Genomic DNA, 16,119 nt, shown 5'->3' with positions numbered 1-16,119 from the left:
CGCATCGTAGGATCCTGCAAAAGACCTTGGTTTCCTGAAAGACAGATTTTCGGCGTTCTGCGTCTCTTGCCCTTGATTTCGGTCAGTCCGACTCGTGGCGTGGGGACAATAACGCGCTGCGAAGGACTCGATCGAATGACTGAATTCGAGGGGGTCCTTCATGCGGAAGCCAGTTTCGCTGCGCGATGTCGTGCGACGTTTTACCAAAACTCATGCCGCGACCACGCCGGATTCGGCACAACTCTTCAGTTCGGCACTGGCGACGGTCCGCCGGCGGGCGGGCTCCGCAGCATTCCGGGACATACTGACATCGACAGCTCTGGTGGCCACAACGCTGCTTGCCTCCCAAGCAACGGCTGCAGAAGCCCCCGCGCAGGCCTGGCCGACAACGATAACCGGAACGGGAGCCGCTGTAGGCGCTACCCGCACGTTCAACTGGACAAGCAGTCCTTACGGCAGTCCGGCAGTCACTGCCACTCAGACCATTACCTCGCGCGTTGCAGCGCCTTCGGCGGCCGGCTGCCTCTTCATGGGTGGATCAGGGACGGCCTCCAGTCTGAACAGCTTCTCGAACGTCGCCACCTTCATCGAGCCGGACTTTCCCTCGAATGGATTGGTAGGAAACAGCTGTATCGAGGGCAGCAACGGCTATGTTTCCCGACTCCAGTTCAACAAGCCGCTGATCGCTCCAATTTTCCATTTCTACAATCTGGATGCATCGCGCCTCGCAGTCACTGGAACGAGCACATCGGGTGCGGCAATCGGGCTGACGACCGTCGTCAAGAACAACCTTATGGACGTCAGCGGCACGACGCTGAACAACACCCTGCAGCCGGCCACCCAAAATGGCTGCAACAACAACAGCGCGACCGATCCGATCAATGGCGCCTGCGGCTCGTTCCGCCTGACGGCAGCGTCGGGTCTAATCCAGACCCTGACCCTGAACAACAACGCCACGCCTCCAACCGGCACCACGACCGGTTTCAACGACGGCTTGGCCTGGACGCTTTCCTTCCCCACGGCACCGCTGACCAAGCAGTTCAGCCCTGCTTCGATCGCGGCGGGGGGGACGAGCCAACTCATCTTCTCGATCACCAACCCCAACCAATCGGGCTCGGTGACCCTTACCCCCTTGGACTTCTCCGACAACCTTCCCGTGGGTCTGACCCTTGCGTCGGGGACGGCAACGAACAATGGCAGTTGCGGCAGTCCAACCGTTACCAATGGAGCAGGTGGCGCACTGGCGGCCGGCGCGACCTCCGTTCGGGCGGCGAACATCAGCGTGGCCCCGGGCTCTACGTGCACGATTACCGTGAGTGTCACCGCGACAGCGGGGGGCAACTACACAAACGGCGCCAGCAACATGTCGAGCAGCGTGGGCAATCTCGTGCCCACCGGGAGCGCCTCCCTGTCAGTCGATACTCAACCGAGCTTCGGCAGTTGCACCTCGACCATGTATCTGGCCCAAAACCGGCCGACATCGCTTTACCGGTTCGACACGTCGTCGAATCCTTTTGTCGTCCAGCCGGTAGGGGCGATGTCGTCCTTCACGTACAATGCGGTCGCCTACAACCCGGCCGACAACTACCAATACGCCATATCGGCGACGAACAGGCTTCTCCGCATTGGCGGCGATGGGAGCGTCGCGGATCTTGGCACGGTAAGCGACCTCCCTCAAGTCGCCGGGGCGGAGTACAATGCAGGTGAGATCGGCCCGGACGGCAGCTACTACGTCCGAACGAACCAGGTCTATAACGGGCTGTACCGAATTGATCTGGCGTCGAGAACCGCCACTGCCGTCCCACTGAGCCGGACGCTCTATGTTGCTGATCTGGCATGGTACAATGGTCAGCTTTACGCCGTTGATGGCCAGAACTCCACTCTCACCCTTTACGCGATCAATCCGACGAGCGGCCAAGTCGCGTTGGTCGGGCCGACGGGCCTGTCGACCAGTATTTTCGGTGCCATGTTCGGGGCCAGCAATGGGCTCTATGGCGGCCTGAACTCAGGCGGGTTCTATAAATTCGACGTGACCACCGGGGCGGCGACGCTGATCTCGGACTTGCAGGGTTCGACCAACAATGACGGCGCCAAATGCGCTCTCTCTCCAATGGAGTTCCCGGTTGACCTCGCCATCACCAAGGACGATCAGACGACGACCTATGTCCCCGGAGGGGACGCGACCTATACGATCGTCGTCAGCAATAATGGCCCCTTCGGCGTCCAGAACGCCGCAGTGAGAGATCCGCTCCCGGCGGGCATCACCAATGCCAGCTGGACCTGCGGCAACACGACGGGCGGAGCAACCTGCGACGTGCCTAGCGGCACCGGCGCGATCGACACAACAGCGGACCTGCCGGCCGGAGGCTCGGTCACCTATACGCTGAGCATGACCGTGCCCGCGAGCTACAACGGCAGCCTCACCAATACGGCAACGGTGACCGCCCCCGAAGGTTCGCCCGACAGCGATACGGGCAACAACACCGCGAGCGACATCGACACGATGGAGCCGCCTCCGGTGTCCGGCGTGTGCTCGCCGCGCCTGGTAACGGCGGGCAACAGCTTTACGCTCTCCCCTTTCCCGGTCACCGGTACCGTTACCAAGGCCGGCAGTGCATGGCAGACCGACAATCCGTGGGCGACGCAAGGCGGTGGGAACTACGACTTCACCTGGACCTTCTCGCAAGCCGTTCCGGCAAGCTGGATCCGCTTCCACGTCAACGACCTCAACGGCGCCTATACGGCGCAGAGCCCGGCGACCGTTACCGTGTCGCTCGGTACGGGAAGCACAGCTTCCGTATCCAGCTTCACCAAGGTGGGTGGCGACCTGGCCTGGACGTCGGGAGCGCTGCAATACAATCCTTCGGGACCCTACAGGCAGAGCGGTTACCTGCAGGGGAGCGGCTCAGGCCTCGTAACGTCCATCACTCTCCGCGCCAGGGGAATTGCCAGCGGGGACAACATTGCAAATTCGCTCTATGTCCGCCCGCCCTGCCTGACGGTTTCCAAGGTCAGCGAAGAGGACACCGGCAGCTTCCAGATCAACATGTCCAATGTCGCGGCAGCGAACGGTTCCCTGGTGGGCAGCACGACGCTGACGACCACGCAGGCCGGCACGGCGGTCTCCTCGCCGATGTATTTCGCACGGGACACCAGGACCGACGTTACGCTGAGCGAGGTCGTCCCGGCCGGTTGGACGCTCGGATCCGCCGTCTGCACCGACCAAAATGCGGGAACGACCGGCAATCCAACCGTGATCGGCGCCTTCAGCTCGCCGGCTATGACCATTCCGGCAGCCAATGTCAGACCGCAGGCGGATATCCGCTGCGTGTTCACCAATACGCCGGGCGAGCCGCAGGTGAGCGTCAAGAAGGAACTGACCGGCGAAAGCATCACCACCAACAATGTGGCCGAGGCGGGAGAGGTCCTGACCTATCGGGTGACCGTCACCCACGTAAGCGGGTCGGCCTTCAACGACTTCGAATTCATCGAGAACATTCCGAATGGCGCGACGATGACGCGCGTCTCGGGCGCGACCGGTTTCACGAATCCAGTTGCGGGGGCGTCGACGGTCCTGCTGACGGTGCCGGAGGTACCGGTAGGCGGCGAAGCCGTGGTCGAGATCGACCTGACAGTCGCCGCTCCCCTCCCGCTGGGCGTCACTCAGATCCGCAACATGGTGAGCGGCGGCGACGTGCCCGAGGATTGCCCGGAGTGCTCGGTCACCACGCCGACGCCGCCCTATACGCCCGCCTATCCTCCGACCGTGTCGTGCTCGACCACGGGTGCCTATTTCAATACGGCTTACAATGGCTCAGGCGGCAGGAAGACCAGCGGTTTCGACGACTACTGGCAGGTCGCGTTGACGCCGACCCGTGTCACCGGGGCACCGCCGGCAGGCCTCAGCTGGGGTGGGGCGACGATCGTCACCAATCCGCCGGGAGCCTATATCCCCTCGCCTTTCGGCAATGCGGGGTGGATTTCGCACAGCGCTAACACCATGCATCCGAATACGGGTGTCTCCTACGACATCTTCTATCGCTACCAGTTCAATCTGGACCCAGCAGTCGAGCCGTCGAGCCTCGATCTGGACATGACCTTCTATTCCGACAACTCGGTCTACCAGGTCTGGGTCAACGGGCAGGCGCAGGGCGTGCGCTCCGGGTTCGGCGGCGCCGATCCCTACTACTATGCCGGCTTCAGCTCGGCCGGCGGCGCAACCGGTTCCCTCAACGGAAGCTGGCGGACGGGACTGAACGAGGTCATCGTTCACGTCAAGTCGGGCCCCCCGGCGCAGGCCTTCATGGCGCAGATCAACACGCCGGCGATCTGCCAGCCGAAGGTGACGCTGCGCAAAGTGGTGGTGAATGACAATGGCGGGACCGCCGCGGCGGCCGACTTCACGCTGCGCGCCACCGGCCAGGCTCCGCTGACCAACATGATCGAAGGCGCCATGGGTGATGCGGCGGTCACCAATGCATCGATCCCGTCCGGCACCTACGCGCTTGGCGAAGACAATCTGGCCGGTTACGTGGCTGATGCCTATAGCTGCTCGGTCGATGGCGGCGCCGCAGCCCCCGCGGCCAACAACCAGCTCACGCTTGCGAACGGCCAGAACGCGATCTGCACCGTCGCCAACGACGACCAGGATCCGCAGCTGACGGTCGAGAAGACCGGCACGCTCAACGACCTCGACGGCGACGGCCTTATCGATCTCGGCGAAACCATCAGCTACAGCTTCGTGGTGGAGAACACCGGCAACGTCTCGATGACCGGCGTGACGGTCGACGATCCGCTGCTTACCAATGCGGGCATTTCGGTCACTCCGGGCCCGCAGACGCTGGCGCCGCGCGGGACCGCGACCTTCACCGCCACCTATACGCCGACCCAGGCCGACATTGATGCCGGCCGGGTGGAGAATACGGCAACCGGCACCGGCACGCCTCCGTCCGGCCCGCCCGTCGAGAGCCCGCCGGACACGGTCATCGTTCCGCCGGAGCAGACGCCGCGCCTTTCGATCGAGAAGACCGGTACGCTGAACGACAGCGACGGCGACGGACTGCTCGATCCCGGCGAGACGATCAACTTCTCCTTCCGGGTTCAGAACACCGGCACGCTGACGATGACGGGCGTTACGGTCAACGACCCGATGCTGACCAATGCCGGGATCAGCGTAACGCCAGGCCCGCAGACGCTGGCGCCCGGCGGAACCGCCACCTTTACGGCGACCTACGCGCCGACGCAGGCTGAGATCGACGCAGGCGAGGTGGAGAATACCGCCACCGCCACCGGCACGCCGCCTTCAGGCCCGCCGACGGAGAGCCCGCCGGATACGGTCATCGTGCCGCCGGATCAGGCGCCGCGCCTTTCGATCGAGAAGACCGGCAGGCTCAATGACGCCGACGGCGACGGGTTCATCGATCTCGGCGAAACGATCAGCTATTCGTTCCGGGTCCAGAATACCGGCCCGGTGACGATGACCAACGTCACCGTCAACGACTCGCTGCTTCAAGGTGCCGGCATCTCGGTGACACCCGGCCCGCAGACGCTGGCGCCCGGCGGGACCGCGACCTTCACCGCCACCTACACGCCGACGCAAGCCGACATCGATGCCGGCCGCGTCGCGAATACCGCGACCGGCACCGGCACGCCGCCGTCGGGTCCGCCCATCGACAGTCCGCCGGACACCGTTGTGGTGCCGCCGGACCAGACGCCGCGGCTTTCGATCGAGAAGACCGGTACCCTGAACGATGTCGATGGTGACGGCCTCATCGATCTCGGCGAAACGATCAGTTACTCGTTCCTGGTGAGAAACGCCGGCACGGTGACGATGTCCAATGTCACCGTCAACGATCCGCTGCTCACCAATGCCGGCATCTCGGTGACACCCGGCCCGCAGACGCTGGCGCCCGGCGGATCCGCGACCTTCACGGCGACCTATACGCCGACGCAAGGTGACATCGATGCCGGCCGGGTGGAGAACACCGCGACCGGCACCGGCACGCCGCCCTCCGGGCCGCCGGTCGAAAGCCCGCCGGACACGGTCATCGTGCCGCCGGACCAGACGTCCGGACTGACGATCGAGAAGAGCGGCACGCTCAACGATGGCGATGGCGACGATCTCATCGATCTTGGCGAGACGATCAGCTACTCGTTCCTGGTCAAAAACACCGGGGCGGTGACGCTGACGGGCGTGACGGTCAACGATCCGTTGCTTGCCAATGCCGGTATCGCCCTGGATCAGGGCCCGCAGACGCTGGCGCCGGGTGCGACCTTCACCTTCACGGCAACCTATACGCCGACGCAAGGTGACATCGATGCCGGCCGGGTCGAGAACACCGCCACAGGCACCGGCACCCCTCCGTCCGGTCCGCCGATCGAAAGCCCGCCGGACACCGTCGTGGTGCCGCCGGATCAGACGCCGCAGCTGACGATCGAGAAGACCGGCACGCTCAATGACAGCGACGGCGATGGCCTCATCGATCTCGGCGAGACGATCAGCTACTCCTTCCGCGTCCAGAACACCGGCACGGTGTCGATGACCGGCGTGACGGTCAACGATCCGCTGCTGACCAATGCCGGAATATCGGTGACACCGGGGCCGCAGACGCTGGCGCCCGGCGGATCCGCGACCTTCACCGCGACCTATACGCCGACTCAAGGTGACATCGATGCGGGCCGCGTCGAGAACACCGCGACCGGCACCGGCACACCGCCTTCTGGACCGCCGATCGACAGCCCTCCAGACACAGTGATCGTACCGCCGGATCAGACGCCTACTCTGACGATCGAGAAGACCGGCACGCTCAACGACAGCGACGGCGATGGACTGCTCGATCCGGGCGAGACGGTCAGCTACTCGTTCCTGGTGCGCAACACCGGCACGGTGACGATGACCAATGTCACCGTCGACGATCCGCTGCTCGCCAATGCCGGCCTCTCGGTGACCCCCGGGCCGCAGACGCTTGCTCCAAGAGGCAGCGTCACCTTCACCGCGACCTATATGCCGACACAAGGCGAGATCGATGCCGGGCGCGTGGAGAACACCGCCACCGGCACCGGCACGCCGCCATCAGGCCCGCCGGTCGAAAGCCCGCCGGATACCGTCGTGGTGCCGCCGGACCAGGCGCCTGCCCTGACGATCGAAAAGACCGGCACGCTCAACGACAGCGACGGCGACGGGCTGCTCGATGCCGGCGAGACGATCAGCTACTCCTTCCTGGTGAGAAACACCGGCGCGGTGACGCTGACCGGCGTGACCGTCGACGATCCGCTGCTTGCCAATGCCGGCCTCTCGGTAACCCCCGGGCCGCAGACGCTTGCTCCAAGAGGCAGCGTCACCTTCACCGCGACCTACGCGCCGACTCAAGGCGAGATCGATGCCGGCAAGGTGGAGAACACCGCGACCGGCACCGGCACGCCGCCCTCCGGCCCGCCGATCGAAAGCCCGCCGGACACCGTCGTGGTGCCGCCGGACCAGGCGTCCGGACTGACGATCGAAAAGACCGGCAGGCTCAACGACGCCGACGGCGACGGGCTCCTCGATGCCGGCGAGACGATCAGCTACTCGTTCCTGGTGCGCAACACCGGCGCGGTGACGATGACCAATGTCACCGTCAACGATCCCTTGCTGCAGAACGCCGGCATCTCTGTGACGCCGGGACCGCAGACGCTTGCTCCGCGGGGCAGCATCACCTTCACGGCGACCTATGCGCCGACCCAAGGCGAGATCGATGCCGGTCGCGTCGAAAACACCGCCACAGGCACCGGCACGCCGCCGTCAGGTCCGCCGGTCGAAAGCCCTCCGGACACGGTTGTCGTGCCGCCGGACCAGACCTCCAGGCTCACCATCGAAAAGACCGGCACGCTCAACGATGCCGACGGCGACGGGCTCATCGATGCCGGCGAGACGATCAGCTACTCGTTCCTGGTGCGCAACACCGGCGCGGTGACGATGACCAATGTCACCGTCAACGACCCCTTGCTCCAGAACGCCGGCATCTCTGTGACGCCGGGACCGCAGACCCTGGCACCCGGCGGAACCGCGACCTTCACCGCGACCTATGCGCCGACCCAAGGCGAGATCGATGCCGGCAAGGTGGAGAACACCGCGACCGGCACCGGCACGCCACCCTCCGGTCCGCCGATCGACAGCCCGCCGGACACGGTCGTCGTGCCGCCGGACCAGACGACGGGACTGACCATCGAGAAGACCGGCACGCTGAACGATGCCGACGGCGATGGTCTCATCGATGCCGGCGAGTCGATCGGCTACTCGTTCCTGGTGCGCAACACCGGTACGGTGACGATGACCGGCGTGACGGTCAACGACCCGCTGCTTGCCAATGCCGGCATCTCGGTGACACCCGGCCCGCAGACGCTGGCGCCCGGCGGAACCGCGACGTTCACGGCGACCTATACGCCGACGCAAGCCGAGATCGATGCCGGCCGGGTTGAGAACACGGCGACCGGTTCCGGCACGCCGCCCTCAGGTCCGCCGGTCGAAAGCCCGCCGGATACCGTGGTGGTGCCGCCGGATCAGGCCTCCGGCCTGACAATCGAGAAGACTGGCACGCTGAATGATACCGACGGCGACGGACTTCTCGATGCCGGCGAGACGATCGACTATTCGTTCCTGGTGAGAAACACCGGCGCGGTGACAATGACCGGCGTCACCGTCGACGATCCGCTGCTCGCCAATGCCGGCACCTCGGTGACCCCCGGCCCGCAGACGCTGGCGCCCGGCGGAACGGCGACGTTCACGGCGACCTATACGCCGACCCAGGCCGAGATCGATGCCGGCCGGGTCGAAAACACGGCGACCGGCACCGGCACGCCTCCGTCCGGACCGCCGACAGAGAGCCCGCCGGACACGGTTGTCGTTCCGCCGGACCAGGCGACCGGCATGACGATCGAGAAGGCCGCCGTGCTCAACGATCTGGACGGCGACGACCTGCTCGATTTTGGAGAAACGATCACCTATTCGTTCCTGGTCGAGAACACCGGCGCGGTGACCCTGACCGGGGTGACGGTGGACGATCCGATGCTTGCCCGGGCCGGCATCTCGCTGGATCAGGGGCCGCAGACGCTCGCACCGGCTCAGACCTTCACCTTCACGGCGACCTATGCGCCGACTCAAGGCGAGATCGATGCCGGCCGTGTGGAAAACACGGCGACCGCCAGGGGCACCAACCCCGTCGGCACGCCGATCGGCAGCCCGCCCGACAGCGTCGTGACGCTGCCGCAGCCGGCAAGCCTCGTGCTTCAGAAAACCGGCCTGTTCAGCGATGTCGACGGAAACGGCTATGCCAGCACCGGCGATACGCTGACCTACACCTTCACCGTCACCAATGACGGCGGGCAGACGGTCAAGAATGTCTGGCCGGTCGATGCCGGACCGACCTTCAACGGCAAGGCCGCCGGCGGTTCGCTCTCGCGGTTCAGCCCGGAACCGGTCACCTTGGCCCCGGGTGAGAGCCAGGACTTTACCGCGACCTATACGCTGACGGAGCGCGATATCGAGAATGCTGCCGGCGTTTCGGAGGCCGTTGCCAACAGCGCGACGGCAGCCGGGACCGCCGGTGGCGGTGACGTCACCTCGGCGGAATCGACCTCGCTCGTCACCATGCCGACGGCCGAGCCGACCAGCATCACCGTGACCAAGGTTGCGAACCTGCGGTTCATCCGCCGCGGCGAGCAGGCGCCGTTCACCATCCGCGTGATCAACAACGCGGCTGCGCGGGCCGCCGGCCTGACGATCGTCGACACGATGCCCGCCGGCTTCCGCTACGTGGACGGGACGGCAATGGTCGGCGGCACCAAGGTGACGCCGGAGATCGTCGGCCGGCAGATCCGCTTCCCCGATATCTCGGTCGACGGCAATTCGGAGATCGAGATCCGGCTGCGCCTGCTGGCCTTGAGCACGGCGGGAGGCGAGCACGTCAACCTTGCCCATGCCGATGACGCCACCGGTAACCGCATCTCGCCGCAGGCGCGCGCCGTGGTGGAGATCATCGTCGAACCGGTCTTCGACTGCGGCGACATCATCGGCAAGGTCTTCGACGACGAGAACCGCAACGGCTACCAGGACCAGGGCGAGCCGGGGCTTCCCGGCGTCAGGGTTGCGACCGTCAAGGGCTGGCTGATCACCACGGACGAATATGGCCGCTTCCATGTCGCCTGCGCGGACCTGCCGGAAGCACGCATCGGCTCGAACTTCATCATGAAGCTCGACACCCGGACCCTGCCGACCGGCTATCGCGTGACGACCGAGAACCCGCGTGTCGTGCGGCTGACCGCCGGCAAGATGACGGAGCTCAACTTCGGTGCCTCGATCGGCCGCGTGGTTAGGCTCGATCTCACCGAAGAGGCTTTCGTGCCGGGAGAAGTGGAGCTCGCGAAGCTTTGGGCCGAAGGCGTCGACCAGCTCATCGATGTGCTGGCCCAGGAACAATCGGTGCTGCGGCTGACCTATCTCGATCCGGGCAGCGATCCGGAACTGGCCGAGGCCCGTGTCAAACGCACCAAGGCGCTGATCGCCGAGAGATGGCGACAACGCAAACGATCCTACCCCCTGGAAATTGAGACGCGTGTGGAGGCGGGACAATGAACAGCGTTGTAACGAGCATGGGGCTTTGCCCGAAGGCGTCCAGTCTGCGTCTGATGCTGCTCGCCGGCACGGCCCTTGTTGGGCTCACGGGAGCCCCGCTGCAGGCAGCCGCCGAAGAGGCGGGAAAGGGCGGCAAGATCGTTGCCGGCAGTGCGGTGCGCTCGCTGCCGATCGGCGAAAACACGGAGAGCGAAACCGTGGCCGACAAGCCGGCGATCCCCTTCATGATCAGCGTCGATGGGGAGACGGTGGACAAGAGCGCCGAGACGGTCGAGGAACCAGCTCCGGCCCGCAAGGCCGGGCGCGTTGCGTCCGGCGAGCCGAAGCCGGCAATTCGCCCGGTGGACCAGCAGCGCCAGACCGACATCGATCTCTCCGCCGTCGACATTCAGGTGAAGTTCGACGGACTCGAGGCCGGCACGCTGCTCAATGTCTCGACCGTTCCGGTCAAGCGCACCTACAAGGCCGGCGAAGAGGTCCGCTTCCTTTCTACCGCCAATTACCCGGCCTTCATCGACCGGGCGGAGGTCCGCATCTTCGACCGGAAGGGCAAGGACAAGAAAAAGCCCATTGCGACTGTGCCGGTAGCGATCAACGGCGAGGCGGGCTGGGTCATGCCCGAGGCTGAAGCGGCCGAGTTCGCCTATGTGCTGCGCGTCTACGACAAAGAGGGCCGTTTCGACGAGACGGCGCCGCTGACGATCGCCCGCACCGACCGCGATCTGAATCTCGATCCGAAGCAGGACAAGGCGGTGGCGCCCGGCATGGGTGAGGACCGAACCGCAATTAAGAACATTCCTGTCAGCGGCGGAGCGGTGACGGTCCACGGCCGCCAGGTGCCGCCCGGCTATGCCGTCCAGGTCTTCGGTGAAACGATCCCGACGGATCCCGACCAGGCCTTTGTCGTGCAGCGCATCCTGCCGCCGGGCGACCATTCCGTGGACGTGGCGGTCAAGGGCGCATCGAAGACCGGGGGGAAGACAGGCGGATTGTCATTCAGCCGTGACGTCAACATCCCGGATAACGACTGGTTCTACGTGGCGCTTGCCGATCTCACCATCGGAAAACGCACCGGCGATGCGCGCATCGAAGAGGTGCGGCCGGGCGAATATGACGACGTCTACTCCAAGGGCCGGCTTGCCTTCTATCTGAAGGGCAAGGTCAAGGGCAAATACCTGCTGACGGCGGCGGCCGACACGGGCGAGGACGACCTCAACGAACTCTTCGGCAACCTCGACGGTCAGGATCCGCGCCAGATCCTGCGCCGCCTCGATCCGGACGATTATTATCCGGTCTATGGCGACGACTCGACCTTCACCGAGGACGCGCCGACCAAGGGCAAGTTCTACGTCCGGCTCGAGCGCGGCGACAGCCATGTGATGTGGGGCAACTACAAGACCCAGATCACCGGCACCGAGTTCCTGCCTTCCGACCGGGCGCTATACGGCGCATCCGGCGTGTACCGTTCGCAAGAGACGACGTCGTTCGGCGAGAGGCGCACGGAGGTGACCGCCTATGCCGCGCAGCCCGACACGCTGCCGCAACGCGAGGAGTTTCTCGGCACCGGCGGCTCGGCCTATTTCCTGCAGCGGCAGGACATCGTTGAGGGCTCCGAGACCGTCAAGGTGGAAATCCGCGATCCGGTGACCCGCCGCGTCATCGAGCGGCGGGTGCTCGCCTATGGCGAGGACTATTCCTTCGACTATATGCAGGGCGTCATCATCCTTCGCCGGCCGCTTTCCTCCATGACCGGCACCAGCGCACCGGTTCGCGACGGCGCACTCGGCGGCGGCAAGCTCTACCTGACGGTTCAATACGAGTATGAACCGGTGGCGAGCGATGTCGACGGCTATGTCTATGGCGGTCGCGCCCAGCACTGGGTCAACGACAAGGTCCGCGTCGGCGTCACCGGCATGGACGACAGCACCGAGCTTGCAGACCAGAAGGCCTATGGGGCCGACGTGACGCTGCGGCACTCCGAAAGCACCTATCTGAAGGCTGAAGTCGCCCAGTCCAAGGGACGCGGCTTCGATCTCAACCAATCCTCCGACGGCGGCCTGACCTGGGGCGACAAGCAACCGAGCTATTACGGCGACCCTGATGACGACGAGGGGGCAGCCTGGCGCGTCGAAGGACAGGCCGACCTCGCGGAGATCGGCACCGCGATCAAGGGCAAGCTCGGCGGCTATTATGAGGAAAAGCAGGCCGGATTCTCGACGCTCTTCGACGACGTGACGGTCGACCAGCGCATCTGGGGGGCGCATGCCGACCTCGATCTGACGGCCAAATCCGGCTTGAAGCTCACCTATGACGACTTCAGCGACGATCAGGGCCAGATTCGCCGCGACGGCTCGACGAGCGTCAGCCACCAGTTCGACGAACACTGGAAGCTGTCCTTCGGCGTGACCTACACGGAACTTATGTCGCCGCTTGCGATCGACGCAGGAAAGTCGGGCTATGACGGCTCGCGCTTGGATACCGGCGTGCGCCTCGACTATCGCATCGACGACGACCGGCTCGTCTATGCCTTCGCGCAAGGGACGCTGGACCGCTCCGGCGACATCGACCGCAACGACCGGGTGGGCGTGGGCAGTCAATACCGCCTCACCGACAAGATCGGGCTGGAGGGAGAGGTATCCTACGGCACGAACGGTGTCGGGGCGCTGGCCGGCATCACCTATGACCCGACGGCCGACAAGCACTATTATCTCGGCTACAAGCTCGATCCGGATCGCGCCTTCGACCTCTACGATACGCGCGATCTGTTCGGCAGCGACAAGGGCACCATCGTCCTCGGCATGCGCCGCACCATGAGCGAATTGCTGCAGGCCTACAGCGAGAGCAGTTACGACATGTTCGGCGACCGCCACTCGCTGACCCAGACCTACGGCGTCGTCTATACGCCGGACGACGTTTGGACGGTCGACGGCGGTCTCGAAATCGGCGGCATCCGCGACGAGACGGTCAATCCCGATACCGACGCGCAATACGAGGACTTCGAGCGCTACGCCCCCTCGCTGGCGGTCGGCTACAAAGACGAGGAACGGGGTATCACCGCGCGGGCGCGCGGCGAGGTCCGGGTCGAACGTTCGGACAACCATACGCGCGACCAGAACACCTATCTGTTGACCGGCGGGCTCGCCTGGAAGACCGACCCGGACTGGCGGCTGATCACCCACTTCGACACAGTGCTCTCCGACAGCCGAGGGTCGGAGACCTTCTTTGCCGACACCGATTACGTCGAGGCGTCCGTCGGCTATGCCTATCGGCCGGTCGACAACGATCGTCTCAACGCGCTCTTCAAATACACCTGGCTTTATGATCTGCCCGGCAACAATCAGTTGATCAGCGGCGCCACCGGCGATCAGTTCGCTCCGGCGCAGCGCAGTCATATCCTTTCGGCCGACGTCAATTACGACCTGATGCCATGGCTTACAATCGGCGGCAAATACGGCTTCCGCTTCGGCGAGGTGCGTTACCGCACCGAAGACGGCGGCGGCTCGAGCTTTGAAGAGGAGTGGCAGAAGTCCTCGGCCCATCTCGGGATTATCAGAGCCGATCTGCACGTCATCAAGAGCTGGGATATCCTGGTGGAAAGCCGCGTCCTGCACATGCCCGAGGCCGACACCACAGACTATGGCGCGCTCGCGGCCGTCTACCGGCACGTCGGCGAGAACTTCAAGGTGGGTGTCGGCTACAACTTCGGCCGTTTCTCCGATGATCTCAGGGACCTGACCCTCAACGACGAGGGCGTCTTCCTCAACATGGTCGGCAAGTTCTAAGGCACGTGGCACTCTGGAAATCAGGGAGCCACACCGAACCAACGGGTCTGGGGGATTCAGGTATCCATGCCACACGAACGCACGTGGACATGCGACGGCTGCGGCCGAGAGCATGAGCTTCGCAAAATCGACTCTCATCGGTGGGTCAAGAGTATGGCCAAGTCCGGAGTGTGCCTCGACGAGGGCGCACTGCTTCAGCTGTGCCCTTCCTGCCAGGCTCGCCTGCTTCAAAGCCACAACCCCGATCGGCCGGGCGCTGGAAACTAAATGCTAATAACTATCAAATCCACCCCCAAATTCCCGGAATAGTCGACTTGAGCTTGCCGGGCTAATGTTCGACCGCCTGCAAGATGCAGCGCGTTGTGGGGCAGTGGCAGAAATGAATAGGCAAACTGCAGACGCTAGTCTGCTCGAGCGCGTGCCCGATCATGTCGGGCCGCGAAAGATGGCATTCCGTGGGGGTGCGGTTCACTGGCGCCAGCCGCCAGGCTCGCATTCCTTCCTGTCGAGCGGCCACAGCATGGCGATCAGGCTGGACCGCTCGCCGGGCTTCAGATTTGCCTTCGACTCAGAACGGTGGCGGCAATTCGACGTCACACCGGGCATGATCGGGGTAGCACCGGCAGGCATGGAGTGTAAGTCGGAGTGGTCTGCCACAATAGAGAGCGTCGTCGTGGCGCTCTCACCGGAGAGCATGCGCGAACTTGCGGGTCATGAGATTGATCGCCCCGATATTGAGATCAGGCCGATTAACCATACGATCGACAACACCGCATTGCAGTTCGCAAAGTTGATCAAGGCGGAGCTCAGCCGCCCAGAACACGCGAACGAACTCTACCTCGACTCATTGATAACGCTTTTAGGCGTGCACGTTCTGCGCAACTATTCAAGCGCAACGAAACCGCCCAAGCCAATGGATGGCGGCCTTTCAGTAATCGCCGCCAACAGAGTCCGCGAATACCTTCACGAGCACTTCAGACGAAAGCTGACGACATCCGAGCTCGCCGAGATCTGTGGACTTTCGCCAGGGCACTTCTCGCAGGCGTTCACAAAAACGTTCGGATCGCCACCGTATCGCTATGTCCTGGAACTGCGGCTTGACTTCGCCGAAAAGATGCTCGCCAGAACCGAAATGCCTGTTTCGGAGATTGCATATCTAAGCGGCTTTTCCAGCCAGAGTCATTTGACGAATTTGATGAAAGCTCATCGGGGCAAAACGCCGAGTCTGCTGCGCGAAAAGCACACGCGCCCCTAGCATTTCGCGACTGCTTGCCGCCGCATCAGCCGACGCGCCACAAAACGGCTGTGTTCCCGCGGCCTCTTACTGCCAGCCCACCAGAAGTGTTGCTCGCGCTTGTATCCTTCGTGTGCAATCATCGCTTGAAAGGGGATGGGAGAGAGGAAAGAGGTATGGCAAAGCCAACCTGGATTTGTGCGGGCTGTGACGTACAGTTCACATTGAGGAAAATCGATAAGTGGAGAGTGCTGAGCGTGGAGATCTCATCCGCAAGCGGCTTGCGTTTTGGAGAGACATTCGACCTTTGCCCAGACTGCCAGAATCGTGTTGTTACTCTGGCCGATCCGAGAAAATGGCACAGGGAAGGTGTGCACATCAGTCAACCCCTGCAGGTGGTTGCTCCTTTGAACAGTACCTCTAATCTCCCGGATCCTGTGGTATGCGACACCGTGTCCAAGCTCTCGCGGATCGACCCTGAACAGGAAGAGTAG

General features: G+C 64.0%; 3 protein-coding genes. All 3 read left to right on the top strand.

Annotated features, from left to right (window positions below; genetic code table 11):
• Positions 1-160 precede the first annotated feature (160 nt).
• The 3 genes from M1D34_RS30330 (at position 161) to M1D34_RS30320 (ending at position 15,646) form a co-directional block, all read left to right on the top strand.
• Positions 161-10,609, top strand: a complete 10,449-nt coding sequence (locus M1D34_RS30330) for a CLIPPER-2 domain-containing protein (RefSeq protein WP_498784964.1) — start codon at positions 161-163, stop codon at positions 10,607-10,609.
• The gene (locus tag M1D34_RS30325; protein WP_498784962.1) at positions 10,606-14,391 is read left to right on the top strand and encodes a TonB-dependent receptor; all 3,786 of its coding nucleotides are present in this window, start codon (positions 10,606-10,608) and stop codon (positions 14,389-14,391) included. Before M1D34_RS30330 ends, M1D34_RS30325 begins: the two co-directional genes overlap by 4 nt.
• A 331-nt stretch (positions 14,392-14,722) precedes the next feature.
• Positions 14,723-15,646, top strand: coding sequence for a helix-turn-helix domain-containing protein (locus tag M1D34_RS30320; protein WP_498784960.1), 924 nt, complete (start codon positions 14,723-14,725; stop codon positions 15,644-15,646).
• Positions 15,647-16,119 lie beyond the last annotated feature (473 nt).

Source organism: Ensifer sp. D2-11, assembly GCF_054161295.1.
This window is presented reverse-complemented; position numbering and strand designations above follow the sequence as displayed.